Origin of the sequence: Rhizobium sp. SG_E_25_P2 (assembly GCF_029892285.1) — a bacterium.
Lineage (GTDB): Bacteria > Pseudomonadota > Alphaproteobacteria > Rhizobiales > Rhizobiaceae > Rhizobium_E.
The window spans coordinates 66,853-92,097 of sequence record NZ_JARXVM010000023.1; the positions used below are offsets into that span (position 1 = coordinate 66,853).

Below are 25,245 nucleotides of genomic sequence, written 5' to 3' on the forward strand. Positions count from 1 at the left end.
AGAAGTCATGCAGATTTCAGGAGAAAACATCATGCGCATCGCCGTTCTCGGAGCCAATGGAAGAGTAGCCCATGCCGTAGCCCGCGCTTTTCTCGCGCATGGCCATCAGGTCATCGCGATCACCCGTTCGGGTCGTTGCAAGGGTCTGGTCGGCAAAGTTGATTATCGCTGCGCCGACGCGATGGTCGAGGGCGAGCTGATCGCCGCCACGCGCGGCGCCGACATTATCTTTAACGGCCTCAATCCGCTCTATCACCAATGGCCGATCTACGCCTTGCCGATGGCGCGCAATGTCATGGCGGCCGCCCGCGCCCATGGCGCGCGCCATCTGTTCATCGGCACTGTCTATAATTACGGCTATCGCATCCCGGTCGGCGCCGATGAAAAGACGCCTTTTGCGCCGGATACCGAACATGCGCGCATCCGCATCGCCATGGAAACTCTTTTCGCAGAGCAGGCCGAACGGTCCGGCGTCCAGACCGTCATCCTCCGCGCCGGCGATTTCTACGGCACGGTCGCCAAGGGCGCCTGGTTCGACCAGGCCATGATCACCCGCATCCGCAAGGGCGTGCTGCTGTGGCCGGGCGAGATGGATATTGCCCACGCCTTCGCCTATCTGCCGGATCTCGCCGAAACCTTTGCGCGGCTGGGCGAGCGGATGGCGGAACTGCCCGCCTTCGAAACCTTCAATTTCGAGGGGAATACGCTCAGCGGCCATGCGTTTCACGCGCTCACGCAGCAGGCGCTCGGCCGACCCCTCACGTTCAAGCGCATGTCCTGGCTGCCGATGCGGCTTGCCGCGCCTTTCATGCCCGTCGTCAAGGCTCTGCTGACGATGACCTATCTCTGGCGGCAGCCGCATTCGCTCGACGACGCCAAGCTCCGGCGCTTCCTTGGCGCCATCCCCCGCACCGAGCCCGTCGACGCCATCCGCCAGGCGCTTGTCGATCAGGGCGTGACGGTGGCCGTAGATGCGAAAACGGCCCGCGTCAGCGAGCCGTCTCCTGTTCTTCAAGCCATGCGCTAGAACAAGTCCAGCGGAAAGAAGCGCTTACGCCCAGGGGCGCGAGGCGGCGGTCGACTTTTCGAATGCGTCGATCGAGGCGGCCTTTTCGAGCGTCAGGCCGATATCGTCGAGGCCGTTCAGCAGGCAATGCTTCTTGAAGGCGTCGATGTCGAAGGTGATGACGCCGCCATCGGGGCCGCGGATTTCCTGGGCGGCCAGATCGACCGTCAGCGTGGCGTTCGCGCCGCGCGAGGCGTCGTCGAGCAGTTTTTCCAGCTCTTCCGGCTTCACCACGATCGGCAGGATGCCGTTCTTGAAACAGTTATTGTAGAAAATGTCGGCGAAGCTGGTGGAGATCACGCAGCGGATACCGAAGTCGAGCAGCGCCCAGGGGGCGTGTTCACGCGAAGAGCCGCAGCCGAAATTGTCGCCGGCCACCAGGATCTCGGCCTTGCGATAGGCCGGCTTGTTCAGCACGAAATCGGGGTTTTCCGAACCGTCTTCCTTGAAGCGCGCTTCCGCAAACAGGCCCGAGCCCAGACCGGTGCGCTTGATGGTCTTCAGATAATCCTTGGGGATGATCATGTCCGTGTCGATATTGACGACGGGATAGGGGGCGGCAATGCCGGTCAGCGTGGTGAACTTGTCCATGGGTCTGGCCTTCTGGCGATGGGTCTTCGTTTGGTTCAGCCCTCTAGCGCAGATCGCTTGGCTTTTGAAGGAAAATCTTGCAAACCGGTCCGAGGCCCGGCCGCATCCTGCCGGGCGGCGAGGCTGAGATGATCGACAAGCTGCAATTTTTCCTGACGCTGGCGCGCGAACAGCATTTCGGTCGCGCCGCCGAGGACTGCGGCGTCACCCAGCCGACGCTGTCGGCGGCGATCCGCCAGTTGGAAGGCGAGCTCGGCGTCATGCTGGTCAATCGCGGCTCGCGCTATCAGGGGCTGACCCCCGAGGGCCAGCGGGTGCTGGAATGGGCGCGCCGCATCGTCGGCGACGCCCGCACCATGAAAGAGGAGATGCGCGCCGCCCGCTCGGGTCTGTCTGGCCATGTCAGGATTTCGGCCATCCCCACCGCGCTGTCGCTCATTCCCAGGCTCACAGGCCCGTTTCAGGAAAAGCATCCCGCCGTCACCTTCTCGGTTCAGTCGGCGACCTCGCTCAAGATCCTCAGCCAGCTCGACAATCTCGAAACCGATATCGGCATCACCTATCTCGACAACGAGCCGCTCGGACGGGTGGTCAGCGTGCCCTTGATCGAGGAGCGCTATCATCTGGTGATCTCGACACGCGCCCCCGAAGCGAGCCGCGCCAGCATCACCTGGCGAGAAGCGTCTGACCTGCCGCTTTGCCTGCTGACTGCCGATATGCAGAACCGCCGCATCATCAACAAGCATCTGGGCGAAGCCGGCGCCAAGGTCGAGCCGAGACTCGAAACCAATTCGATGATCGTGTTGTTCACCCATGTGCTGACCGGCCAATGGGCCTCGATCATGCCGGCTGAAGCCGCGCGCTCCTTTGGTTTCGTCGATCAGGTGGCGATCATCCCGCTCACCGATCCCGAGCCCAGCCATCTCGTCGGGCTGGTGGCGCTGGAGCGGGACCCGAACACGCCGCTGGTCTCGGCGCTGATCAATGCGGCGCGGGGGCTGCGTTAGGGAGCGTCGCGCATCATGATCGTCACTTGCTTCAGGGACGAACATGACGCGATATCTCACGGCTCCGACGTCTCCCTGTGCGCCGCCGCCCTGGTGTCCAAGCGCAAGCGGACATCATCTGGCGACAGGCCCCGTTCGGGGTTGCTTTTCATCTTGTCGTAAGTCGGCGCAACCAGTTCTTCGTTCTGAAGGTCATAGTGTTCGGGAACACGCTGACCAGCGATCTCGGCCATCTCATCGTCTGAAAGATCTTCGACGAGAATTGCGCGTCGATCTCGTCGTTTCAAACGATCATATTCGGCGCCCGAGATAAGCACCAGTCGGTCGCGTCCATCGGCCGTGATCGTTACCGGCTCGATGAGCGCTTTGTCCGAGATGGCGCCAAAATTCTCCACGAGATCCGCTGATGACACTTTCATGCTTCTCTCCTTTGGCTTCAGGAAATCAAAGTATGAGCCGTTTTCACACGCGCGCAATCATGCGGCCTTGATAGAAATTTCCTATCGACCCACGAAAGCCGCTTATTGACCTCAAGCTGATATTTCGTCACCCTTGCCAACAAGCGAGCGCGTGGCCGACAGAGTTCCGGTCAGGCGGCCTGTGTTCCGCACAGGCTCGGTGAGAGGCGAGGAGGGGGCCCAATGGCTTTCGCCCGACCGGACGCGGCGATCTGAACCGGTGAGGACCGTATGAATATCCATGTGAAGCCCGATGGCGCGGCCGAAGCCGCGCTCGAGATCGTGCATCGGCTGAAGGGGCTCGAGGGCCCGCTTCTGCCGATCCTGCACGCCGTGCAGGAAGAATTCGGCTATGTGCCGGAGGACTGTCTGCCGGTCATCGCCCATGAGCTCAATCTGTCGCGCGCCGAGGTGCATGGCGTCGTCACCTTCTATCACGAATTCCGTCATCAGCCCGCCGGTCGCCATGTGCTGCGCCTCTGTCGGGCCGAGGCCTGCCAGTCGATGGGCGGGCGCGAGATCGCTGACCACGCCTGCGCGGAACTCGGCCTCGATTGGCACGAGACCACGGCTGACGGCAAGGTCACGCTGGAGCCGGTTTATTGTCTGGGGCTCTGTTCCACCGCTCCCGCAGCACAGCTGGACGGGGAGCTTCACGGACGCCTGACCCGGGACGACGTGTCCGCCCTCATCAAGGAGATCAGGGCATGACTGTCAAGATCTACGTCCCCCGCGATTCCGCAGCTCTGGCGCTCGGCGCCGAAAAGGTCGCCAAGGCCTTCCATGCCGAAATCACTGCCCGCGGCCTCGACGCTGTGGTGGTCCGCAACGGCTCGCGCGGCCTGCACTGGCTGGAGCCGATGGTGGAAGTGGCGACTCCTGAGGGCCGCATCGCCTATGGTCCGGTGAAAGCGTCCGATGTCGCCGGCCTGCTCGACGCTGGCCTGATGACCCGGGCGGATCATCCGCTCTGTCATGGCCGCACCAAGGCCATTCCCTTCCTGAAAAACCAGACGCGGCTGACCTTCGCCCGCTGCGGGATCATCGATCCGCTGTCGCTTGAGGATTACCGCGCCCATGCCGGCCTCGCCGGGCTCGAAAAGGCCGTCAAGCTCGATCCCGCTGACATCGTCCGCGAAGTCACCGAATCAGGCCTGCGCGGCCGCGGCGGCGCGGGTTTCCCGACAGGCATCAAGTGGAACACGGTCGCCCAGGCCCAAGCCGACCAGAAATATATCGTTTGCAACGCCGACGAAGGCGACAGCGGCACGTTTGCCGACCGCATGATCATGGAAGGCGACCCCTTCGTGCTGATCGAGGGCATGGCGATCGCCGGCCTCGCGGTGGGCGCGACGCGCGGCTATATCTACACCCGCTCGGAATATCCCAACGCCATCCTGATTATGCGCGAAGCCATCGAGATCGCCCGTGAAGCTGGCGTGCTCGGTCCCTCCGTGCTCGGTTCGGGCAAGGCCTTCGACATGGAAGTCCGCGTCGGCGCGGGCGCTTATGTCTGCGGCGAAGAGACGGCGTTGTTGAATTCGCTCGAAGGCAAGCGCGGCATTGTCCGCGCCAAGCCGCCGCTGCCGGCGCTGCAGGGTTTCCTCGGCCGTCCGACCGTGGTCAACAACGTCATCTCGCTCGCCTCCGTGCCGGTGATCCTCGATCGCGGCGCGGCCTTCTACAAGGATTTCGGCATGGGCCGCTCGCGCGGCACGATCCCGATCCAGATCGCCGGCAATGTCAAATATGGCGGCCTTTATGAGACTGCCTTCGGCCTGTCGCTCGGCGAAATCGTGCTGCATATCGCCGGCGGCACCGCCACCGGCCGTCCGGTCAAGGCCGTGCAGGTCGGCGGCCCGCTGGGCGCCTATTTCCCCACCGATCTCTTCGACACGCTGTTCGATTACGAAGCCTTCGCGGCCAAGGACGGGCTGATCGGACACGCCGGCATCACCGTATTCGACGACACCGCCGACATGCTGGCCCAGGCCAAATTCGCCTTCGAATTCTGCGCCGTCGAATCCTGCGGCAAATGCACCCCCTGCCGCATCGGCTCCACCCGCGGCGCCGAAGTGATCGACAAGATCCTGCAGGGCGTCGAAGTCGAAAAGAACATGGCGCTCATCAAGGATCTCTGCAACACGATGAAGTTCGGCTCGCTCTGCGCGCTCGGCGGCTTCACGCCCTATCCGGTGATGAGCGCGATCACGCATTTCCCCGAGGATTTCATTCCGGCCCCGATGCGGGAGGCGGCGGAATGATGCGCGATAGCTTCCACACCCCGGGGAACACCCCCCTCTGGCCTGCCGGCCATCTCCCCCTCAAGGGGGGAGATCGACCCGCGGTCAGCGCCTTGCCCAATGTCGCAGCGCAAAAGCGTGTGCGCGGTTTTGCGACGCTCATGATGGCCGGCGACGGTCGCTCCCTTCCAATCTCCCCCCTTGAGGGGGAGATGGCCGGCAGGCCAGAGGGGGGTAGCCCCTCGCTCCGGCGTCAAACTCATTTCCCGACCTTCATTCAGGAGGCCATCCATGCCCCTCGTTTCTGAAATCGACTACGGCACCCCGGCGTCCAAGTCCGAAAAGACCGTCACGCTGACCATTGACGGCCAGAAGATCAGCGTGCCCGAGGGCACCTCGATCATGCGCGCCTCGATGGAGGCCGGCATTCAGGTGCCGAAACTCTGCGCCACCGACATGGTCGACGCCTTCGGCTCCTGCCGCCTCTGTCTGGTGGAGATCGAGGGCCGCAACGGCACGCCCGCCTCCTGCACCACGCCGGTCGCCGATGGCCTGGTCGTTCACACCCAGACCTCGCGGCTGAAAGACATCCGCAAGGGCGTGATGGAGCTTTATATCTCCGACCATCCGCTCGACTGTCTCACCTGCGCGGCCAATGGCGATTGCGAATTGCAGGACATGGCCGGCGCGGTCGGTTTGCGCGATGTGCGCTACGGCTATGAGGGCGACAACCACGTCAAGGCCCGCGCCACCGGCGGCGAAGTCAACGCCCGCTGGATGGCCAAGGACGAGAGCAATCCCTATTTCACCTATGACCCCTCCAAATGCATCGTCTGTTCGCGCTGCGTCCGCGCCTGCGAGGAAGTGCAGGGCACCTTTGCGCTGACCATCGAGGGCCGCGGTTTCGACAGCCGCGTGTCGCCCGGCATGCATGAGCAGTTTTTGAATTCCGAATGCGTCTCTTGCGGCGCTTGCGTGCAGGCCTGTCCCACCGCGACGCTGACGGAAAAGTCGGTGATCGAGATCGGCCAGCCCGAACATTCCAAGGTCACCACCTGCGCCTATTGCGGCGTCGGCTGTTCGTTCAAGGCGGAAATGCGCGGCGAAGAGCTGGTGCGCATGGTGCCCTGGAAGGATGGCAAGGCCAATCGCGGCCATTCCTGCGTCAAGGGCCGCTTCGCCTATGGCTACGCCACCCATAAGGACCGCATCCTCAACCCGATGATCCGCGACAAAATTTCCGATCCCTGGCGCGAAGTCACCTGGGCGGAGGCCTATGCGCATGTCGCCTCGGAGTTCCGCCGCATCCAGTATCAATATGGCCGCGAGTCCATCGGCGGCATCACCTCGTCGCGCTGCACCAATGAAGAAACCTATCTGGTGCAGAAGCTGATCCGCGCCGGCTTCGGAAACAACAATGTCGACACCTGCGCCCGCGTCTGCCATTCGCCTACCGGCTATGGTCTCGGCCAGGCCTTCGGCACCTCGGCCGGCACGCAGGATTTCGATTCCGTCGAGCATACCGACGTGGTCATCGTCATCGGCGCCAATCCCACCGAGGGCCATCCGGTGTTCGGCTCGCGCCTCAAGAAGCGGCTGCGTCAGGGCGCGAAACTGATCGTCATCGATCCGCGCAAGATCGAACTCGTCTCGTCCCCGCATGTGAAGGCGGAGTATCACCTGCCGCTGAAGCCCGGCACCAATGTCGCGGTGGTCACCTCGCTTGCCCATGTCATCGTCACCGAAGGCCTGTTCAATGAGGCTTTCATCCGTGAGCGCTGCGACTGGTCGGAATTCGAGGACTGGGCGGAATTCGTCTCCGACGAACGCCACAGCCCCGAGGCTCTCGCCGCCGTCACCGGCGTCGATGCGGAGCTGGTGCGCGGCGCCGCCCGTCTGTTCGCCCGCGGCGGCAATGGCGCGATCTATTACGGTCTCGGCGTCACCGAACACAGCCAGGGCTCGACCACGGTCATGGCCATCGCCAATCTCGCCATGGCCACCGGCAATATCGGCCGGCCCGGCGTCGGCGTGAACCCGCTGCGCGGCCAGAACAATGTCCAGGGCTCCTGCGACATGGGCTCCTTCCCACATGAACTGCCGGGCTACCGGCATGTGTCTGACGACGCCACCCGCGCCGTGTTCGAAAATCTTTGGGGCGTGACGCTTTCCAACGAGCCGGGCCTGCGCATTCCCAACATGCTGGACGCCGCCGTCGAGGGCACGTTCAAGGGCATCTATATCCAGGGCGAGGACATTCTGCAGTCCGATCCCGACACCAAGCATGTGTCGGCGGGTCTGGCGGCCATGGAATGCGTCGTAGTGCAGGATCTCTTCCTCAACGAGACGGCCAATTACGCCCATGTCTTTCTGCCGGGCTCGACCTTTCTTGAGAAGGACGGCACCTTCACCAATGCCGAGCGCCGCATCAATCGCGTCCGCCGGGTCATGAGCCCGAAAAACGGCTATGCCGATTGGGAAGTCACCCAGCATCTCGCCCAGGCGATGGGGCTCAACTGGACCTACAGCCATCCCTCCGAAATCATGGCCGAGATCGCCTCGACAACGCCCAGCTTCGCCGGCGTCAGCTATGATTATCTGGAGAAGATGGGCTCGGTGCAGTGGCCGTGCAACGAGAAGGCCCCCGAGGGTTCGCCGATCATGCATGTCAACGGCTTCGTGCGCGGCAAGGGTAAGTTCATCCGCACCGAATATGTGGCGACCGACGAAAAGACCGGCCCGCGCTTCCCGCTGCTGCTCACCACCGGCCGCGTGCTCAGCCAATACAATGTCGGCGCGCAGACGCGTCGCACCGGCAATACCGCCTGGCATCCCGAGGACCGGCTGGAAATCCATCCGCATGACGCCGAAAATCGCGGCATTCGCGATGGCGACTGGGTGCGGCTCGCCTCCCGCGCCGGCGAGACCTCGCTGCGGGCGCTGATCACCGAAAAGGTCGCGCCGGGCGTTGTCTACACCACCTTCCATCACCCGGTGACCCAGGCAAACGTCATCACCACCGATTTTTCCGACTGGGCGACCAACTGTCCGGAGTATAAGGTGACAGCGGTGCAAGTGTCGCCGTCGAACGGTCCGTCGGAATGGCAGGAGGATTACAGCGAACTCTCCAAGCTCTCCCGCCGCATCGCCGGCAAGCTGGAAGCTGCGGAGTAAGGTTGTTGATTGCATCGGTGGCGTACCCCCCTCTGCCCTGCCGGGCATCTCCCCCACAAGGGGGGAGAACCGATGGGGTATCCGCTCGCTCACCCTCTTCGATCGCGGTTTCAGCACTCGACTTCTCCATGAGGCAGGGTGAGAGCTGCCTGCTACTCTCCCCCCTTGAGGGGGAGATGTCCGGCAGGACAGAGGGGGGTGTGACCCATGCCTGAAGCGCCTGACCCCTCCCGCCGCGTCTCCGACCTCATCTTCCGCAACGGCCGCCTCTCGCAAGATCACCGCATCGTCGCCGAGGAAGCCGCCGTCGCGCTCTCCTATGGCGGCTCGACGGAAGCGGTGATGATGGCCACCCCTGCCGATCTCGAAGATTTCGCCATCGGCTTCTCATTGTCGGAAGGCATTGTCACTGGCATCGACGAGATTGAGGCGATCGCCATCGAACCCGCCTCGGGCGGCGTCGACCTGCAGATCGCGCTCAGCGACGATCTCGATCACACGCTGCGCGCCCGCCGCCGCGCCAAGGCCGGCCCTGTTGGTTGCGGCCTGTGCGGGGTGGAATCGATCGAGGAGGCGCTGAAGCCCGCCGCCGACGTCTCCGCCGCCAAACTCCGTCTCGCGCCGTCGGATATCGCGAGCGCCATGGCGGGGCTGACCGCGCGCCAGCCGCTCAATGCGGAGACCCGCGCCGTCCACGCTGCGGCTTTTTATGTTCCGGGGCAGGGACTCATCGCCGTCCGCGAGGATGTCGGCCGCCACAATGCGCTCGACAAGCTGATCGGCGCCTTGGCCCGCGCGGGCGTCGATGGCGCGTCCGGCGCCGTGATCATGACGTCGCGGCTCTCGGTCGAACTGGTGCAGAAGACGGCCAAGCTCGGCGCGGCGGCCTTGATCGGCATTTCCGCGCCCACTGCGCTCGCCATCGATATGGCCACCCGCGCCGGTATGACGCTCATCGCGCTGGCGCGCGGCGAGGATTTCGACATTTTCACCGGCGCAGACCGGATCATCACGGGAGACAAAGCCGATGCAGCCTGACAAGCTCGTGCGCATGGCCAATCAGATCGCCACTTTCTTTTTGTCGCAGCCCGAGGCGGAGCGCGCGTCAGGCGTCGCTGCGCATATCAACAAATTCTGGGAGCCGCGCATGCGCCGCGCCTTCCTCGATCACATCGACGCTGGCGGCGAGGGGCTGTTGCCGCTGGTCATCGAGGCGGCAAAACTGGTCAAGCGTCCGGAGCCGTTGAAGGCGACGGGGTGATCAATCCCGCTGCGCTGTTGCTGACTTAAACTGTCTCCACTTTGCAGCAACGCTCGACATCTTCTGTGGCGTCGAACGGAGAGACTCGCGGCGCAATGTTCGCACTATGTGATGGCGTCAACGCCCATCACCTCAATCTCGAACGCACTGAAATGCCGCATATTTCGTGTGACGACGGTAAGTTGGTGATATTGCGCCGTTCCGGCGATCATCGCATCCGAAGCGCCAGGATTGAAACCATCGGTGATAGCCTTGGCTTCGAATTCTCCGGAAACCCTGGCCACGGCTGCATCGACCGGCAAGATGAAATCTCCGAGCTTCGTGACGAGCGATTGCAGCCATTGTTCGAGGCTGCGGGCCTTACGCAGGGCGCCCTTGGCCTCCAACAGTTGGATGCCTTTTTCAATTTCGTGGATCGACACGGCTGAGATGAAGATCCGGCTTTCCCGCGCTTCCGCCCAGGCAACAAAACCGTCCGGCACATTCACGCGCCCCGGAGCCAGCAGGGAGAGCACATCGGTATCGAACAGATAGCCGCTCAAAGATCGATCTCGCGGGAAGGCATTCTGTTCCGTGAGAAAATCTCGTCGTCGAGATCGATATCGACCGGAAAGCGCTTGAGGTGATCGACCAGACTCGGGCGGTCCGCAGCCAGAGCGCGCCTCGCCGCCTCCGCCGCCTCCAAGCTGACCAAAACCGCTGCAGGTTTGCCGTGCCGAGTGATGGTCACGAATACGCCGGACGCCGCCTCATCCACCAGTCCCGACAGAGCCGCCTTGGCTTCCTTCACGCCGACACTGGCCATAGAATTATCTCCGCTGTGACCACAAGAGACCACAATCTAAGCTTCTTGCGTGCAATTCACAACGCCCATGTCCACCACACTCCTGTCATGCTAGGAGGCGCTAAACCACGACCTTCCTCAAGTCCGAGACCACCTCCATGCCCGCCGCCCTCTATTCCGATCTCACCGCCGATCTCCGCTCACTCCTCACCGAACTCGCCCAGACGCCTGAGCGCTTCCAGAGCTGGGATGCGCATGTCGAGCTTGCCGCCGCTGGCGGGTTGGTGGTGTTGCAGACCAAGCGGGCCAAGGGCGTGGTCGACAGCCTGTTCTGGGGGCGTCCGCCCAAGGCTGCGGAGAACCGCCAGTTGCCGGAGGCGGCGGCTTACGCCGCCATCGACCGGTTTTTAGGGCTTGGCGCGCATCTTGGGCTCGCCGACGCCCTGCCTCCGGGCGTCACGCTCGACGAGGATTTTCCGCATTGCGCGGTGCGGCTTACCTATCGCAAAAAGGGTGCAGCGAAATCGCGGTCGCTGTCGATGATCTTCATTGGCTTCAATGCTGCGGACGATGCGCAAGATTATGCCGAGCGTCTGGGCGGCGAGTTGCCGCTGGTCGAGGCCCGGCCGTTGATGTCGGAAAAACTCCACGAGTGGACATGAACCCGGCCGGCGCTTGGGCTGCTCCTGTCCTCACACCAGCCTTGCGCCAGTTTTACCCGCTATAGCGATAGGTCAATATCATCTGTCGTGACGGGGGTCGGGGCGTGAGCATCACTATCGGTATGAGCGGGTCGTTGGAAATCATCGCCTTCAGGGTCAATGACCAGTCCTTCTGCGTGAAAACCGGCTCGATCCGTGAAATTCGCGGCTGGGCTCCGGTCACGCCTATCCCGCATTCACCCTATGAAGTGCTGGGCGTCATCAATCTGCGCGGCACGGTGATCCCGATCATCGATCTCGCCGTCAAGCTCGGCATGCCCGGCACCGAAGCGTCCGAACGCAGCGCCATCATCGTCACCGACGTCAACAAGATGACGGTCGGCCTCTTGGTCGAGGGCGTTTCCGACATCCTCACCGTGCCCGCCGACAGTCTGCAGCCGATCCCGACCAGCGCCGGCCAAAGCACCGCCTTCGCCGACGGCATCCTGGCGCATCAGAACCAGATGATCTGTTTCCTCAATCTCGAAAACCTGTTCTCGTCCACGCTCAGCTATGAAGGCGGCGGCGCGGTGGGCGCGGCCGGCGGCGGCGCCGGCGGCTGGGAAGAGTTTTGATCTGATCGATTTGTCTTACGGAACAAGGATCGCCGATCTCGCAAGGGGTCGGCGATTTTGCATTTTAGCAACCTCTCCTTCGTCACCCTCGGGCTTGTCCCGAGGGTCTAAGCCACCGCAAAAATGAAGCTGTCGCAGATGCTCGGGACAGGCCCGAGCATGACGACGGAGGGGACTTTTTACTCTTCCGTCGCCGTCAGCCCGGCCTGTTCATCCAGGATCATCCGCGTCAGCGAGCCCTCGGCGGGATAGAGCGGGATCAGGCAGGCCTGCAGCGCGTGGTAGATGTCGCCCTTGCCGGGGAAAATCTCGTGGGCCGGCTGAAGCGTCTCGGTCAGTTCCTCATGCCAGCCGCCTCTGATGTGATCGAGATGGTGCATGGCGATCTTGTTCCAGATCAGCCGGTAGCAATCCTCATGCATGTCGGAGGGCACATGGCGGGTGAGATAGGCGGCGGCGGCGGCGCCTTCGCACATCGGCCACCATAGTTTCATGCGTTTGGCCGGCTGGCCCTCCCAGTCGAGAGTGTAGAAGAAGCCGCCATGCTTGCCGTCCCAGCCGAGCGCCATGGCCTGGGCGAACAGCGCCTGCGCCGCCTCGGGAATCCAGTCGAGCTTGCGGTCACCGAGCGCATAGAGCTGCAGGATCAGCCGCGCCCATTCCAAAGCATGGCCCGGAGTCGTGCCGGAAGGGCGGAACATTTCGTTGCCCTTGTAATCCTTGAGCAGCGTCCAGTTCTCGTCGAAATGCTCGCCGACCACGAAGCCCACGTCCCGCGCCTTGCGGTTGATGATCAGATCGGCGATGCGCTCGGCCATCTTGAGATAGCCGTCGTCCTCGGTCGCTTCATAGGCGGCCATCAGCGCTTCGGTCAGATGCATGTTGGAATTCTGGCCGCGATAGCCGGCAACAGGAGTCCAGTCGGCGGCAAACTCCTCGGCAATGGCGCCGTGGCTTTCTTCCCAGAATTTGGTTTCGAGAATGGTGGTGACGTCCTCTAGCATCGGATCGGCGAGCGGATGGCCGACAAGCAGCGCCGAGGAGGCGGCGAGCAGCACGAAAGCGTGGCCATAGCCCTGCTTGCTGGCGTCAACAGGGCCATTGTCGTCGACCGACCAGAAATAGCCGCCATGTTCCGGATCGCGATGCCGCTCCCAGATGAAGCGCATGCCGTGATCGATGAGATCGGCGCAGCCCGGGCGGCCCAGGAGATGACCGATCACCATGCAATGGACCATGCGGGCGGCCAGATGGACGGGGCGGACGGGATTGTCGGCGTTGAGCACCGCGCCGTCAGGGCCGAATTCGAAGAAGCCGCCGTTCGGATTGATCGAGCGGAACTGGAAATAATCGAACAGCTTGCCGGCTTCCGCCTTCAGCCAGTCGTGATGGGTGGGCAGATCGAGCCAGCTGGTCGCGCTCATGGTCAGGGTCTCCTCCCTAAAATAGTCTTTTTGGTTTCAGCCGAGTTCGGCCAGTCGGGTCTCGGCGAGCTTCACCCAATAGGACACGCCATAGGGAATGATCTCGTCGTTGAAATCGTAGCGCGGATTGTGAAGTCCGGCGCTGTCGCCATTGCCGATGAAGATGAAATTGCCGGGCCGGGCGTTGAGCATATAGGAGAAATCCTCCCCGCCCATCATCGCCGAGCCCTCGCCGTCGACATTGGGCGCGCCGGCGATCTCCACAGCGATGCGCACGGCGGCTTCCGTCTGGGCGCCATGATTGACGGTGACGGGATAGCCCGTATGCACCCGCACATCGGCTTCCGCGCCGAGCGCGGTGGCGACGCCCGTGACGATCTCCTTCAGCCGCGTCTGCGCCTGGTTGCGCTGCTCGGCGTTCAGCGTGCGGATGGTGCCGCCGAGATGGGCTTCGTCGGGGATGACATTCATCGCCGTGCCGGCGTTGAATTTGGTCACGGTCACCACGGTGGATTCGAACGGATCGGTCACGCGCGAGACGATGGTCTGCAGCGCCGAGACGATCTGCGCGGCGATGACGATCGGATCGACGCCGCGATGCGGCATGGCCGCATGCGCGCCCTTGCCGCGCACCGTGATCAGGAATTCGTCGGTCGAGGCCATGATCGGCCCCTTGCGGGTGGCGAATTTGCCGGCGCCGAGACCCGGCAGATTGTGCATGCCATAGACCTCGGCGATGCCGAAACGCTCCATCATGCCATCGCGCACCATGGCGTCGCCGCCGCCGCCGCCCTCTTCGGCCGGCTGGAAGATCACCGCCACCGAGCCGCAAAAATTGCGCGTCTCCGCCAGATAGCGGGCGGCGCCGAGCAGCATGGCGGTGTGTCCGTCATGGCCGCAGGCATGCATCTTGCCGGGCGTCTTGGAGGCCCATGGCTTGCCCGTCAGTTCGGTCATCGGCAGGGCGTCCATGTCGGCGCGCAGGCCGATCACCGGCCCCTCGCCCTTTGAGCCCTTGATGAGACCGACCACGCCGGTGCGCCCCAGCCCCTCGACCACCTCGTCGACGCCGAAGTCGCGCAGTTTGGCGGCCACGAAAGCGGCTGTCTGCACCACGTCGTAATTCAGTTCGGGCGTTTCATGGATGCTGCGGCGCCAGGCGGCGATTTCCGCCTGCATGTCGCTGGCGCGGTTGAGGATGGGCATTCCAGGCGATCCTTTCTCTGGACGACGACGCGGGGGAGGCGGCGCGAAAATGTCCGGAAGAATAAAAAACTTCTGCCATCTCCTTGCCATATAGGCTAAATACCGCCCGGTAAAGAAAGTTCTATGATGGCGATGGACGAGGCGAAGACGCGATGATGGCGGATGTCCGGCAAGGCGTGAAGAGACTGCTTGCATTGACCCTGGGCGCGGGCCTGGCCCTGAGCGGCACGCTGGCTCAGGCCGGTCCGCATATCCTGGTCGATATGAACAGCGGCAAGGTGATCGAGCATGAGGACGCCTTCCAGAAATGGTATCCGGCCTCGCTGACCAAGCTGATGACCGCTTACGTCGCCTTCCGCCAGATCGAAGCGGGCCGCGCCTCGCTGTCCATGCCGATCGTGATGAGCAAGCTGTCGGCCGCCCAACCCGCCTCGAAAATGTATCTCAAGGCCGGCGATTCGATGACGCTCGACGACGCCTTGAAACTGCTGCTGGTCAAATCGGCCAATGACGTCGCCTACGCCATCGCCGAAAATCTCGGCGGCTCGGTGGAAAATTACGTCGGCATGATGAACGCCGAGGCCGCCAATCTCGGCATGACCTCGTCGCATTTCATCAATCCCAACGGCATGCCGGGCCAGGGCCAATACACCACCGCCCGCGATCTCGCGATCCTGACGCTGACGCTGCGCCACCGTTATCCGCAATATCAGGGCTATTTCGGCATCGAGGGCCTCAAGGTCGGCAAGAAGCAGATCCCCAATTACAACAAGCTGATCGGCCGCTTCAACGGCGCCGACGGCATGAAGACCGGCTTCATCTGCGCCTCGGGCTTCAACCAGGTGTCGACCGCCACCCGCAATGGCCGGCAGGTGCTGTCGGTGGTGCTCGGCTCCGACAGTCTGGTCGGCCGCGCCGAACTGTCCGCTTCGCTGCTCGAAAAGGGCCTGTCGATCAATTCCGATGGCGGCATGCCGCGCATCGACCGGCTCGCCGCCTATGGCGCGGGCCGTGAGGCCGTGGCCGACATTTCCGACGACATCTGCCCCAAGAAAGGCAAGAAGAAGGTCCGCTCGGAAGGCCATGACGATGTCAGCATGAAGGTCAAGTCGCCCTATCTCAAGCCGATCGGCCGGCCGCTGGTGTTGTCGCTCGTCACCATCACGCCGGCGGGCAAACCGGCCAAGAGCGCGGCCGGCGATGATGTCATCGCCAATATCCCGATCCCCGAGCCGAGGCCGATCAACTGATGGCCGCGCTTGCCGATCGCATTCCCGTCTCGATCCTGACCGGATTTCTGGGCGCGGGCAAATCCACGCTTTTGAACCGGCTGCTGAAACAGCCCGACATGGGCGACGCCGCCGTGATTATCAACGAATTCGGCGAAGTCGGCATCGATCACCTGCTGGTCGAGGCCTCCGATTCGGTCATCGAATTGTCGAATGGCTGCCTGTGCTGCACCGTGCGCGGCGAACTCACCGACACATTGGCTGGCTTCCATGAGGCGATCGAAGCAGGCCGCATGAAGCGGCTTTCCCGCGTGGTGATCGAAACCACCGGGCTGGCCGATCCCGCCCCGGTCATCCAGTCGATCATCGGCCATCCCGATCTCGCCCGCATCTTTTCGCTCGATGGCGTCATCACCGTAGTCGATGCGGTCAATGGCGTCTCGACGCTGGAGCGGCATGAGGAAGCGCGCCGCCAGGCGGCGCTCGCCGACCGGCTGATCCTGTCCAAGAAGTCGCTGGCTTCGGAAGAGACCATCGCCGATCTCGTGTCGCGGCTGCGTGGGCTCAATCCGCGCGCCGAGCTGATCGACGGCGATTCCGCCCGCGCGAGCGCCTATGACACCTTCTCCGCCGGCCTGTTCGATCCGCGTAGCCGCACCGCCGACGCCGCCCGCTGGCTGGCCGACGCCGCGCAGGACGACCACGACCATGTCTGCGACGATCACTGCGGCCATGATCATCACCACCATCATGATCACGACCACCATGATCACCACCATCATCATCACGGTCACCATCACCATGATCAGGCGATCCGCTCCTTTTCGATCACCCATGACAGGCCGATCGATCCTGCCGCCATCGGCATGTTCGTCGATCTCCTGCGCTCGGCGCATGCGGAAAAGCTGCTGCGGATGAAGGCGATCGTCCAGCTGAGCGACGATCCAGACCGTCCGCTGGTGCTGCATGGCGTGCAATCGGTGTTCCACCAGCCCGAACGGCTGGCCGCCTGGCCCGGGGATGACCGGCGCACCCGCATGGTGCTGATCACTCAGGATCTCGAGGAAGACTTCGTCCGCTCGTTGTTTGACGCCTTCACCGGGCGTCCCCAGATTGATCGGCCGGATCGTCAGGCGCTCGAGGACAATCCTCTCGCCATTGCCGGTCTTCGTCTGTGAGGTCTCGGGCCCGGATCAGCTGAACAGGTAGAGCGTGGCTTCCGCCGCGCCATAGACCAGTGCAGCCGTCGCGCCCAGCGCCACCAGCGTCAGCGCCAGCCCGCCGATCACCGCCAGCCCGTCGCGCTGGATCAGCGCGGTGGAGATCACCATGAGCGCCAGCACCGGCAGAAAATTCCCGAAGGGAATGGGCAGCGCCACCGCCACCGCCAAGAGAAACACCGGCAGGCCCAGCATGCGCTGCACGCCCAGCCCCGTCAGGCGCTTCATCCGGTCGCGTTTGAGAAAGCGCTCGACCCGCCCCATGATCGGCGCGGTATAGCGAAAGGTCACATCCAGCACGCCGGCCGAGATCCGCCGGCGGCCGAGAAAGCCCGGCAGCCAGATATGACGGGCGCCGGCCATGATCTGCAGCGACACCAATGCCAGCACCGTGCCGAACACCACGCCGAAGGGGCCGGGGATCGGACAGAGCGGCGGCAGCGACAGAATGAGAATGGTAAATGCAATGCTGGTGCGGCCCATGGCCCCCACCACCTCATTGAGGCTCAGGCTGCCATCGGGCGCAGCGGCCGCGCGCGCCACCAGACGCTCAAGCGTCTCGGTGGCCACGCCGCGGCGGGGCTGTTGTTGTTGGGTCGTGTCGTCCATTCCGTCGCTTGTCAATCGGTGCTCCAGGTCTCGCGCAGCGCCTGCTTGTGACAAGTCTTGAGAGCGCTTTCGAGTTCCCGGTCATCGATCGCGACGCCGCGTTCGGCGAAGTCCGCCTTCAGCTGGCGGAGAATGTCGGCGTCGCCAGGCTCTTCGTGGTCCACGGCATGCAGCATCTCCGCATAGGCCGCGATTTCCCATCCTGACAGATGCAGTCTGTCCGCCGCCCAATGGGCGATCAGCGCGTTGCGGCGGGCGCGGATATTGTCGTCGCCGGCGGTATCGGCGAGGTCGCGGTGGATGGCGGCAGTATGGGGGGGCATTGATGTCTCCAGGGATTGCAAATCAGTCACGAAAATGGATGGCGTCAGACTTCGCCAGCCTCTTTACCGGTCTCGCCCTTCATCAGCGACAATGCGGTCTGGCAGCAGGCGGGCCCGTCAGCGAGCAGGGATTCAGGCGCGGTCAGGCCGGTGGCGACGCTGAAGGCCGTGGTCGCGGCCCACCAGTAGTCGCCCGAGGCTTTCTCGATCAGTTGCGGGCCGATCGCGCCGGCGCATTCCCGCACGATCGCGGCGGTCTCGGGGGAGGATTTCAATCCGGCGAGCTTGCCGTCGAGTTCCGCGGTCAGCGGATCGATCACGAAGAAGGCGATCAGGGCGGCGATGAAGTCGGACATTGAGGGTGTTTCCTTTCATACGTCTCTGCCGCAGCCTTTCAGGGCTGGCGGCGACGCGTCAGTTCAAGGGGGAAGGCCTGTCGGTGTGCGGGACATCGGTTCGCATCCGCGCTCCGGTCACGACCGGACCCGTTTCAGAAGCGGCTGGCGCGCGCGGTCCGGCGATAGATTGTTTCGGGAAATCGCCCCGCCGCCTGTTGCTGCGCGGTTCCATCCAGCCCCGGCCGCGCGGGCAGGGGGTTGCGGGCGCCGGTGGTCAGCGGTTCGCGGGCAAGCGTCGTCATGGGGAAAATGGTCATGGCCCAAATCCTCTCGCCGGCAATCGCTGTCGGTAAGGTCCGACATCGTAAAAGCGCCGGCGGCTTTTACCAGAGGGGCCCGGACCAGGGTCGAGGCATAATCTGGGGATCGATTCCGGCCTTTTCTAGACCGGATTGCGGAAAATTTTCGGATTTTGGGGGGAGGACTGGTATTGGCGCGGTTGGCGCCCCGATCGCCCTTCTCCCCGCTAATCGCGGGGAGAAAGTGGCGGCAGCCGGATGAGGGCCCGTGCAGGCGGTCAACCGCATACAGACTAAAACCCTCGTCGTCGTCATGCTCGGGCCTGTCCCGAGCATCTGCAACGGCTTGATTTTGTTCACTGTCTTGGATCCTCGGGACAAGCCCGAGGATGACGACGGAGCGGGGGAAAACCCCTCCCCAACCCCTCCCCACAAGGGGGAGGGGCTTGCGCTGCCGCTCCCTCCAACCCCAAGAAACCTCGCCTCCGCTAGGCTGAACTGTGGGACGCCGGCGGAAGACCTGGGTTAAGCCCCTCCCCCTGTGGGAGGGGTGGGGGAGGGCCTTCTTCAAAAAATCAAACTCCCGAAAATATTTTCATCCCCCACCATCCCACGCCGCTTATCCTCATCTCGTCCTGTCATCGGCTACACCGCGAGGCGTCGCGGCGAGATGGGGCCGGCGCTGGGGGAAGGGGGACGACGTGCATCCCTTTCTCCGGGGCTTCGAGAAACGACGACCCCCGAACACTGGGGACTTGGCGTGAAAGCGTCCCCCCAGGGTGGCGTCTCGCAAGGGACGTTACAGTAAGGCCCGCTTTAGAGGCGGATTACCCGCAGGCTCGACCTGCGGCGACGAGCGTCAAGTTCGAAGCACAAACCGCCGAATGCGGGGCGCGATGAGCGTCATATTAAACTAACTTAACGAGGCGTTCTTCGCGCCCCGGCCGAGCCCTTATGGGCGAAGCGAGAGAATGAGGCAAAACTCCGGGCGATCAAAAGCGGCGGAGGGTTTCGGCGCGCGGAACAGCCGCCTTTGCAAAGGAGTGGGGATCATGGCCGATCATGACGATGAGCATATGGATGATTTTCTGCTGGCTGTGGATCGTAGGATGACCGCACGCCATTGCCGTTTTTTCCAAAAGCCGTGTCGTAGCCGCTACTGCCGGCGCGCCCAGTCATGCCAGAGCATCCGGAGTCCGGGCGCTCGATTGACCTGTCATTCCGACAGTCAGTTCGCCTCGAACCTCAACCGCGTCAGGCTCATCATTCTCGATATTTTTCGAGCGCGTCATCAGATCATTCGCCGGCCCGACCCCTGGGAGAAATTTGCAGAATACGGGGGCATTGTGCTGGCCATGACATCTCTCCATCCGCAGACCCCGCAATACCGGCGCTTCGAGGCCTGGCGCTCGAACTTTGAAAGCCTGGAAGCGCGCCGTGCGGCCGGAGAATTCGACAAGCCCGTCGACACGCAGGCGATCCTCGTAGCCGCTCGGGCGGAGCTCGCCGAAACCGAGGCAATGCTGAAAAAATACAACATCGACTGATCGCCGGGGCGGGCCTTCTTGACGAAGCGCAAGCCTCACAAAACAAACAGCAAACATGGTCTTTTCCGCCCTCTTTATTTTGACCGGGGTCATTCCCATATGCGGCTCAAGAAGCGAAAAACTTCCCGGGCTCGCCACGGATGGGGGCTCGATCCTGAAAGACGCCGCGCGCCTCAAGGGCGCGGCGGGAAACGGAGACGATCATGGACTTGCAGAAATATTCCGAACGCGTGCGCGGCTTTCTCCAGAATGCGCAGACCTATGCGCTGGGTGAAGGCAATCCGCAATTTACTGCCGAACATGTGCTGAAGGCGCTGCTCGACGACGATCAGGGCATGGCGGCCTCGCTCATCACGCGGGCCGGCGGCGACCCGAAAATCGCCAAGCTCGCCAATGACGAGGCGCTGCGCAAGCTGCCGAAGACCTCGGGCGGCAATGGCCAGATCTCGCTGTCGCAGCCGCTGGCCCGCGTGTTCAACACGGTGGAAGACGTCGCCAAGAAGGCCGGCGACAGTTTTGTCACCGTCGAACGCCTGTTGGTGGCGCTGGCGGTGGAAACCTCCGCCTCGACCGCCGAAACCTTGAAAAAGGCCGGCGCCACCGCGCAATCGCTCAATCAGGTGATCAACGACATTCGCAAGGGCCGCACCGCCGATTCGGCCAATGCCGAACAGGGCTTCGATTCACTGAAGAAATATGCCCGCGACCTCACCGCCGAGGCTCGCGAAGGCAGGCTCGACCCGGTGATCGGCCGCGACGACGAAATCCGCCGCACGATCCAGGTTCTGTCGCGCCGCACCAAGAACAATCCGGTGCTGATCGGCGAGCCGGGCGTCGGCAAGACGGCCATCGCCGAGGGTCTTGCGCTGCGCATCGTCAATGGCGACGTGCCGGAAAGCCTCAAAGACAAGAAGCTGATGGCTCTCGACATGGGCTCGCTGATCGCCGGCGCCAAATTCCGCGGCGAATTCGAAGAGCGGCTGAAGGCCGTGCTCAACGAGGTGCAAGCCGAAAACGGCGAGATCATCCTGTTCATCGACGAAATGCACACGCTGGTCGGCGCGGGCAAGGCCGATGGCGCGATGGACGCCTCCAACCTCTTGAAGCCTGCTTTGGCCCGCGGCGAATTGCATTGCGTCGGCGCGACTACGCTCAACGAATATCGCAAGCATGTGGAAAAGGACGCCGCACTCGCCCGCCGCTTCCAGCCCGTGTTTGTCGACGAGCCCAAGGTCGAGGATACGATTTCGATCCTGCGCGGCCTCAAGGAAAAATACGAGCAGCATCACAAGGTGCGAATCTCCGATTCGGCGCTGGTGGCGGCCGCGACACTGTCGAACCGCTACATCACCGATCGCTTCCTGCCCGACAAGGCCATCGACCTGATGGACGAGGCGGCGTCGCGTCTGCGCATGCAGGTGGATTCCAAACCGGAAGAGCTCGATGAGCTCGATCGCCGCATCATGCAGCTGAAGATCGAGCGCGAAGCGCTGAAGAAGGAAACCGACCAGGCCTCGCGCGACCGGCTGGACAAGCTCGAAGCGGACCTGACCGGGCTTGAGGAGCAGGCCGATGCGCTGACTGCGCGCTGGCAGTCGGAAAAGCAGAAGCTGGGCCTCGCCGCCGATCTCAAGAAGGCGCTTGACGAGGCCCGCAACGAACTCGCCATCGCCCAGCGCAAGGGCGAATATCAGCGCGCCGGCGAACTGGCCTATGGCACGATCCCCGCGCTTGAAAAGCAGTTGGTCGACGCCGAAAATCGCGAAGGTCAGGGCGTCGCCATGGTGCAGGAGGTGGTCACCCCCGACCATATCGCCCATATCGTCTCGCGCTGGACCGGCATCCCGGTCGACAAGATGCTCGAAGGCGAACGCGACAAGCTGCTTCGCATGGAAGACATGCTGGCTGCATCCGTGGTCGGGCAGGGCGACGCCGTGCAGGCGGTGTCGCGCGCTGTTCGCCGCGCCCGCGCCGGCCTTCAGGATCCGAACCGGCCGATCGGCTCGTTCATCTTCCTCGGCCCCACCGGTGTCGGCAAGACCGAGCTGACCAAGTCGCTCGCCCGCTTCCTGTTCGACGACGAGACCGCGATCACGCGCATGGACATGTCGGAATATATGGAGAAACACTCCGTCTCCCGGCTGATCGGCGCCCCTCCCGGCTATGTCGGTTACGAGGAAGGCGGCGCGTTGACCGAAGCCGTCCGCCGCCGGCCCTATCAGGTCGTGCTGTTCGACGAGATCGAAAAGGCCCATCCGGATGTCTTCAACGTGCTCCTGCAGGTGCTCGATGATGGCCGCCTGACCGATGGTCAGGGCCGCACCGTCGACTTCAAGAACACGATCATCATCATGACCTCCAATCTGGGCGCGGAATTCCTCACCCAGCTCGGCGAGAATGACGAGGTCGACAGCGTCCGCGAGATGGTCATGAATGTGGTGAAAGCCTCGTTCCGGCCGGAATTCCTCAACCGCGTCGACGAGATCATCCTGTTCCATCGTCTGCATCGCAAGGAAATGGGCGCGATCGTCGAAATCCAGCTCACCCGTCTGGCCAAGCTCCTGGCCGATCGCAAGATCGTGCTGGAACTCGGTCAGGACGCCCGCGCCTGGCTCGCCGACAAGGGTTACGATCCTGTCTATGGCGCGCGTCCTCTCAAGCGGGCGATCCAGCGCTATGTGCAGGACCCGCTGTCGGAGCGTCTGCTGTCGGGCGAATTCGCCGACGGATCGCAGATCCATGTCGCGGCGGCGTCCGACCGGCTGCTGTTCTCGGCCAGTCCGATCGACGCCCAGGCTGCCGCCTGAGACTGAAAGCAAAACGGGGGCCGCAAGGCCCCCGGATCATTTTGATACTGTGCGTTGGAATTACTGGCTCGCCACCTGCTTGGCCTCGCCCTTTTCGAGCAGATCGTCGATGCGCTTGCGCTCGTCCTCGAATTTCGCCAGCGCCTCGCCCTTCAACGCCTTGCCCGATGGCAGGCGGATGCGCTGCGGATCGACCTTGTTGCCGTTGACGATGACTTCGTAATGCAAATGCGGGCCGGTCGACTGGCCTGTTGTGCCGACCCAGCCGATCACCTGGCCCTGCCGCACCTGCGCGCCGGGCGCCACGCCCTTGGCGATGGCCGACTGGTGATTATAGGAGGTGACATAGCCGTTTGGATGGCGGATCAGCGTCTGGTTGCCGTAACCGCCGCGGTCCCAGCCGGCCTTTTCGACGATGCCGTCGCCGGCGGCGATGATCGGCGTGCCCCTGGGCGCTGACCAGTCGACGCCGGTATGCATGCGCATGTAACCGAGGATCGGATGCCTTCGCATGCCGAAGCCGGACCGGAACACTCCGCCCGGCAGCGGATTGCGGATCAGGAACTGCTTCAGGCTCTTGCCGGTCTGGTCGAAATAATCGACCGACAGGTCGGAGGGATCCTGGAAGCGATAGAGCCGGGTGTCGTTGTCGCCGAATTTGGCGTGCAGGAACAAGAGTTCGGACTCGTCGGTCGCCTCGCCGGTCTCGTCTTCGGCCGAATAGAAAGCCTCGAGCTGGTCGGTCGGCTTGAGCCGCGCCTGGAAATCCACTGCCGGCGCGAGCAGCCGGATCACCCGGGAGACCATCCGCTTGTTCATGCCGTAAGAGAGCGCGGCGCGGTAGATGCCGTCATAGACGCGTGGCAGATCCTGATTGCCGGCGACCACGGGCGGGGCGTCGTCGAAGGCGCTGGTCACGGCGGCGAGATAGGGCGGCTCCTGGCCGGTCACGAATTTGCCCTTGTCGTCGATAGCCGCCGTCAGCTGGTGGCGGCCGTCGCGATAGAGGCTGACCCGGACGATGCTGGCCTTTTCGGCTTGCTGCAGCACGCCGACCCGGACGACATCGCCCTCGGCGAGGTCGCGACGCTGGGTGACGGAGGCGAAGAAATCCTCGACATCGCCCGCTTCCGCCTTTGGGTAGCCGGCTCCCATCATCACGGCGCTGATCGTCGCGCCGACCCGGACGGGGATGACATCGTCGGCATATTCCGGCGTCTGCGGCGTCACCGCCGAGGATTCCGTCACCGACATATTTTCCTCGACCACCTTGGCCGACAGCCGGCCCAGCATGTCGATGCCATTGTCGCCGGAGGCGAAGCGTTGCGGGTCGACATAATAGAGCGTCGCCACCTTGGCGTCGTCGGAGGTCAACAGCGATCCGTTGGTGCGGACATTCTCTTCCACTTCTTCCAGCGACATCGACTGGGCGAGCGGCAGGTCGGAACGGTCGGTGGGGAAGGCCTCGACTTCGAGCGACACTTCCGATTCGACGTCAGAGCCGTAAAACACCGGCGACGGCGCGGCTGAAGCCGGCGTCTCGCCTTCGGAGGCGATGTCGAGCGGGTCGAAACGGGGATAGGACTGATCGATCTGGTAATTGGCGGCGAGCGCCATCTTCACATGCGCGAACGGCAGTTTGCGGACCACCTGCTTGTCGCCCTCGACGATGACGGTCGGAACCTCCATCACCGCCTTGTCGGCGGGCTTGGCGGCGAGAAGCGACGAGATCAGCCGCGATCCCTTGCGAGACGAGGCAAGCTGGGCGTCGCGGTCATTGGGAAGAGGTTGGCTCATGGCCGACGCTTCGGCCGGGGTCGCCAGGATCTCGCGACCCTCGAGAGCCGCGAACAGCGCCACCCCCATCAGCACCGAACTGGTCAGCCCGGTGAGCACCGTGCCCGACAACCAGCGCAGCGAAACTTCGCGGCGATCAGGCGTGCGGCGGCCTTCCGCGAGAATTGGCGGTTCTTCGCCCAGAGACCGGATGATCTTCACTTCTTGCATGGAAACCGCTTTTTTCCCGTCGCGTTTGGCGCGGCGACAATGACTGCATCAATCGCCTGCCCAAGTCAAATCCAAGCCCCTATAGAGAAGGAGTGAGGAAAATAGCGCCTGCTTTTGCCTCGCGAATGTGAAAATTGCGGGGCGGCGGGCGTCCGAAGCCGCAGGCCTGTGGATGACTGCCGCCCAACCCTCTGGCTTTCCCGGCTTTTCAAAAAAACTTCACAAAGCCGCAAAAAAGTCTTTGACAGTTCCAGGCGACGCGCCTATAAACCGCTTCAAGACGACGGGGGCGGCGGTTGCTTCTAGCGGCAGGCGCGCTCGTCTCTGAATTCGGACTGGACCTTCGGTTTTGGTGTTGGGTTTGGGATAGAAGAGA

The 25,245-nt window shown here is 63.3% G+C and carries 24 protein-coding genes; 13 read left to right on the top strand and 11 right to left on the bottom strand.

Annotation, left to right across the window (positions count from 1 at the left end; genetic code table 11):
• Window positions 1-31: 31 nt before the first annotated feature.
• Window positions 32-1,027, top strand: a complete 996-nt coding sequence (locus M2360_RS24160; RefSeq protein ID WP_280777951.1) for an NAD-dependent epimerase/dehydratase family protein — start codon at window positions 32-34, stop codon at window positions 1,025-1,027.
• A 24-nt stretch (window positions 1,028-1,051) separates the two neighbouring features.
• On the opposite strand, the gene leuD is transcribed toward M2360_RS24160, so the two are convergent.
• Window positions 1,052-1,657 (bottom strand): 3-isopropylmalate dehydratase small subunit, encoded by a 606-nt coding sequence (leuD, locus tag M2360_RS24165; protein WP_280777952.1) that lies wholly within the window; start codon window positions 1,655-1,657, stop codon window positions 1,052-1,054.
• Between the two features lie 128 nt (window positions 1,658-1,785).
• Between leuD and M2360_RS24170 the strand changes: the two genes are divergently transcribed.
• Window positions 1,786-2,664: a LysR family transcriptional regulator gene (locus M2360_RS24170; protein WP_280777975.1), complete on the top strand. Its 879-nt coding sequence runs from the start codon at window positions 1,786-1,788 to the stop codon at window positions 2,662-2,664.
• Between the two features lie 56 nt (window positions 2,665-2,720).
• On the opposite strand, the gene M2360_RS24175 is transcribed toward M2360_RS24170, so the two are convergent.
• Window positions 2,721-3,083: a hypothetical protein gene (locus tag M2360_RS24175; protein ID WP_280777953.1), complete on the bottom strand. Its 363-nt coding sequence runs from the start codon at window positions 3,081-3,083 to the stop codon at window positions 2,721-2,723.
• Window positions 3,084-3,353: 270 nt separating this feature from the next.
• Between M2360_RS24175 and M2360_RS24180 the strand changes: the two genes are divergently transcribed.
• The 5 genes from M2360_RS24180 (at window position 3,354) to M2360_RS24200 (ending at window position 9,800) form a co-directional block, all read left to right on the top strand.
• A complete protein-coding gene (locus tag M2360_RS24180; RefSeq protein WP_280777954.1) occupies window positions 3,354-3,833 on the top strand; it encodes a formate dehydrogenase subunit gamma in 480 nt (159 codons plus the stop codon).
• Window positions 3,830-5,386: an NADH-quinone oxidoreductase subunit NuoF gene (locus M2360_RS24185; protein ID WP_280777955.1), complete on the top strand. Its 1,557-nt coding sequence runs from the start codon at window positions 3,830-3,832 to the stop codon at window positions 5,384-5,386. The genes M2360_RS24180 and M2360_RS24185 overlap by 4 nt, the downstream gene beginning before the upstream one ends.
• A gap of 270 nt (window positions 5,387-5,656) precedes the next feature.
• Window positions 5,657-8,539 carry a formate dehydrogenase subunit alpha gene (gene fdhF / locus M2360_RS24190; protein WP_280777956.1) on the top strand — a complete coding sequence of 961 codons (2,883 nt, stop codon included), beginning with the start codon at window positions 5,657-5,659 and terminating at the stop codon, window positions 8,537-8,539.
• 207 nt (window positions 8,540-8,746) lie between these two features.
• Window positions 8,747-9,577 carry a formate dehydrogenase accessory sulfurtransferase FdhD gene (gene fdhD, locus M2360_RS24195; RefSeq protein WP_280777957.1) on the top strand — a complete coding sequence of 277 codons (831 nt, stop codon included), beginning with the start codon at window positions 8,747-8,749 and terminating at the stop codon, window positions 9,575-9,577.
• A complete protein-coding gene (locus M2360_RS24200; RefSeq protein WP_280777958.1) occupies window positions 9,567-9,800 on the top strand; it encodes a formate dehydrogenase subunit delta in 234 nt (77 codons plus the stop codon). Before fdhD ends, M2360_RS24200 begins: the two co-directional genes overlap by 11 nt.
• A gap of 104 nt (window positions 9,801-9,904) precedes the next feature.
• Here the strand turns inward: M2360_RS24200 and M2360_RS24205 are convergent, their stop codons facing one another.
• Window positions 9,905-10,342 (bottom strand): type II toxin-antitoxin system VapC family toxin, encoded by a 438-nt coding sequence (locus M2360_RS24205; protein WP_280777959.1) that lies wholly within the window; start codon window positions 10,340-10,342, stop codon window positions 9,905-9,907.
• Window positions 10,339-10,605 (bottom strand): type II toxin-antitoxin system prevent-host-death family antitoxin, encoded by a 267-nt coding sequence (locus M2360_RS24210; RefSeq protein ID WP_280777960.1) that lies wholly within the window; start codon window positions 10,603-10,605, stop codon window positions 10,339-10,341. Before M2360_RS24210 ends, M2360_RS24205 begins: the two co-directional genes overlap by 4 nt.
• A gap of 137 nt (window positions 10,606-10,742) precedes the next feature.
• Here M2360_RS24210 and M2360_RS24215 point away from each other — a divergent pair, with 137 nt between their 5' ends.
• Window positions 10,743-11,246, top strand: coding sequence for a hypothetical protein (locus tag M2360_RS24215; RefSeq protein WP_280777961.1), 504 nt, complete (start codon window positions 10,743-10,745; stop codon window positions 11,244-11,246).
• 122 nt (window positions 11,247-11,368) lie between these two features.
• The gene (locus M2360_RS24220) at window positions 11,369-11,860 is read left to right on the top strand and encodes a chemotaxis protein CheW (protein WP_280777976.1); all 492 of its coding nucleotides are present in this window, start codon (window positions 11,369-11,371) and stop codon (window positions 11,858-11,860) included.
• 179 nt (window positions 11,861-12,039) lie between these two features.
• Here the strand turns inward: M2360_RS24220 and M2360_RS24225 are convergent, their stop codons facing one another.
• Both M2360_RS24225 and M2360_RS24230 read right to left on the bottom strand, forming a co-directional pair.
• A complete protein-coding gene (locus M2360_RS24225) occupies window positions 12,040-13,284 on the bottom strand; it encodes an AGE family epimerase/isomerase (RefSeq protein WP_280777962.1) in 1,245 nt (414 codons plus the stop codon).
• Window positions 13,285-13,320: 36 nt separating this feature from the next.
• On the bottom strand, window positions 13,321-14,490 hold the full coding sequence (locus M2360_RS24230; protein WP_280777963.1) for a M20 aminoacylase family protein: 1,170 nt from the start codon (window positions 14,488-14,490) through the stop codon (window positions 13,321-13,323).
• Window positions 14,491-14,642: 152 nt separating this feature from the next.
• Here M2360_RS24230 and M2360_RS24235 point away from each other — a divergent pair, with 152 nt between their 5' ends.
• Together M2360_RS24235 and M2360_RS24240 are read left to right on the top strand one after the other, a co-directional pair.
• Window positions 14,643-15,740, top strand: a complete 1,098-nt coding sequence (locus M2360_RS24235; RefSeq protein ID WP_280777964.1) for a D-alanyl-D-alanine carboxypeptidase family protein — start codon at window positions 14,643-14,645, stop codon at window positions 15,738-15,740.
• Complete coding sequence (locus tag M2360_RS24240) at window positions 15,740-16,897, top strand: GTP-binding protein (protein ID WP_280777965.1); 1,158 nt, start codon at window positions 15,740-15,742, stop codon at window positions 16,895-16,897. Before M2360_RS24235 ends, M2360_RS24240 begins: the two co-directional genes overlap by 1 nt.
• 15 nt (window positions 16,898-16,912) lie before the next feature.
• On the opposite strand, the gene M2360_RS24245 is transcribed toward M2360_RS24240, so the two are convergent.
• The 4 genes from M2360_RS24245 to M2360_RS24260 all read right to left on the bottom strand — a co-directional run bounded on the left by M2360_RS24245 (window position 16,913) and on the right by M2360_RS24260 (window position 18,526).
• The gene (locus M2360_RS24245; RefSeq protein WP_280777966.1) at window positions 16,913-17,563 is read right to left on the bottom strand and encodes an exopolysaccharide biosynthesis protein; all 651 of its coding nucleotides are present in this window, start codon (window positions 17,561-17,563) and stop codon (window positions 16,913-16,915) included.
• A complete protein-coding gene (locus M2360_RS24250; protein ID WP_280777967.1) occupies window positions 17,560-17,871 on the bottom strand; it encodes an ATPase inhibitor subunit zeta in 312 nt (103 codons plus the stop codon). The genes M2360_RS24245 and M2360_RS24250 overlap by 4 nt, the downstream gene beginning before the upstream one ends.
• Before the next feature lie 44 nt (window positions 17,872-17,915).
• Window positions 17,916-18,227, bottom strand: a complete 312-nt coding sequence (locus M2360_RS24255) for a hypothetical protein (RefSeq protein WP_280777968.1) — start codon at window positions 18,225-18,227, stop codon at window positions 17,916-17,918.
• Window positions 18,228-18,361: 134 nt separating this feature from the next.
• On the bottom strand, window positions 18,362-18,526 hold the full coding sequence (locus M2360_RS24260; protein ID WP_280777969.1) for a hypothetical protein: 165 nt from the start codon (window positions 18,524-18,526) through the stop codon (window positions 18,362-18,364).
• Between the two features lie 1,034 nt (window positions 18,527-19,560).
• On the opposite strand from M2360_RS24260, the gene M2360_RS24265 reads away from it, so the two are divergent.
• A complete protein-coding gene (locus M2360_RS24265; protein ID WP_280777970.1) occupies window positions 19,561-20,055 on the top strand; it encodes a hypothetical protein in 495 nt (164 codons plus the stop codon).
• Window positions 20,056-20,258: 203 nt separating this feature from the next.
• Entirely contained in the window at window positions 20,259-22,862 is a 2,604-nt protein-coding gene (clpB, locus tag M2360_RS24270) for an ATP-dependent chaperone ClpB (RefSeq protein ID WP_280777971.1), read from the top strand.
• A gap of 60 nt (window positions 22,863-22,922) precedes the next feature.
• Here clpB and M2360_RS24275 read toward each other — a convergent pair whose 3' ends face one another.
• Window positions 22,923-24,869, bottom strand: coding sequence for a M23 family metallopeptidase (locus tag M2360_RS24275; RefSeq protein WP_280777972.1), 1,947 nt, complete (start codon window positions 24,867-24,869; stop codon window positions 22,923-22,925).
• Window positions 24,870-25,245: the final 376 nt, after the last annotated feature.

Excerpts from the sequence above, each read along its gene's own strand:
- M2360_RS24210 (WP_280777960.1), bottom strand. The coding sequence starts at position 10,605 with ATGGCCAGTGTCGGCGTGAAGGAAGCCAAGGCGGCTCTGTCGGGACTG.
- M2360_RS24250 (WP_280777967.1), bottom strand. The coding sequence starts at position 17,871 with ATGCCCCCCCATACTGCCGCCATCCACCGCGACCTCGCCGATACCGCC.
- M2360_RS24255 (WP_280777968.1), bottom strand. The coding sequence starts at position 18,227 with ATGTCCGACTTCATCGCCGCCCTGATCGCCTTCTTCGTGATCGATCCG.
- clpB (WP_280777971.1), top strand. The coding sequence starts at position 20,259 with ATGGACTTGCAGAAATATTCCGAACGCGTGCGCGGCTTTCTCCAGAAT.
- M2360_RS24170 (WP_280777975.1), top strand. The coding sequence starts at position 1,786 with ATGATCGACAAGCTGCAATTTTTCCTGACGCTGGCGCGCGAACAGCAT.
- M2360_RS24260 (WP_280777969.1), bottom strand. The coding sequence starts at position 18,526 with ATGACCATTTTCCCCATGACGACGCTTGCCCGCGAACCGCTGACCACC.
- fdhF (WP_280777956.1), top strand. The coding sequence starts at position 5,657 with ATGCCCCTCGTTTCTGAAATCGACTACGGCACCCCGGCGTCCAAGTCC.
- M2360_RS24220 (WP_280777976.1), top strand. The coding sequence starts at position 11,369 with ATGAGCGGGTCGTTGGAAATCATCGCCTTCAGGGTCAATGACCAGTCC.
- M2360_RS24275 (WP_280777972.1), bottom strand. The coding sequence starts at position 24,869 with ATGCAAGAAGTGAAGATCATCCGGTCTCTGGGCGAAGAACCGCCAATT.
- M2360_RS24175 (WP_280777953.1), bottom strand. The coding sequence starts at position 3,083 with ATGAAAGTGTCATCAGCGGATCTCGTGGAGAATTTTGGCGCCATCTCG.
- M2360_RS24240 (WP_280777965.1), top strand. The coding sequence starts at position 15,740 with ATGGCCGCGCTTGCCGATCGCATTCCCGTCTCGATCCTGACCGGATTT.
- M2360_RS24265 (WP_280777970.1), top strand. The coding sequence starts at position 19,561 with ATGGCCGATCATGACGATGAGCATATGGATGATTTTCTGCTGGCTGTG.
- M2360_RS24215 (WP_280777961.1), top strand. The coding sequence starts at position 10,743 with ATGCCCGCCGCCCTCTATTCCGATCTCACCGCCGATCTCCGCTCACTC.
- M2360_RS24225 (WP_280777962.1), bottom strand. The coding sequence starts at position 13,284 with ATGAGCGCGACCAGCTGGCTCGATCTGCCCACCCATCACGACTGGCTG.
- M2360_RS24180 (WP_280777954.1), top strand. The coding sequence starts at position 3,354 with ATGAATATCCATGTGAAGCCCGATGGCGCGGCCGAAGCCGCGCTCGAG.
- M2360_RS24160 (WP_280777951.1), top strand. The coding sequence starts at position 32 with ATGCGCATCGCCGTTCTCGGAGCCAATGGAAGAGTAGCCCATGCCGTA.
- M2360_RS24200 (WP_280777958.1), top strand. The coding sequence starts at position 9,567 with ATGCAGCCTGACAAGCTCGTGCGCATGGCCAATCAGATCGCCACTTTC.
- fdhD (WP_280777957.1), top strand. The coding sequence starts at position 8,747 with ATGCCTGAAGCGCCTGACCCCTCCCGCCGCGTCTCCGACCTCATCTTC.
- M2360_RS24230 (WP_280777963.1), bottom strand. The coding sequence starts at position 14,490 with ATGCCCATCCTCAACCGCGCCAGCGACATGCAGGCGGAAATCGCCGCC.
- leuD (WP_280777952.1), bottom strand. The coding sequence starts at position 1,657 with ATGGACAAGTTCACCACGCTGACCGGCATTGCCGCCCCCTATCCCGTC.
- M2360_RS24185 (WP_280777955.1), top strand. The coding sequence starts at position 3,830 with ATGACTGTCAAGATCTACGTCCCCCGCGATTCCGCAGCTCTGGCGCTC.
- M2360_RS24235 (WP_280777964.1), top strand. The coding sequence starts at position 14,643 with ATGATGGCGGATGTCCGGCAAGGCGTGAAGAGACTGCTTGCATTGACC.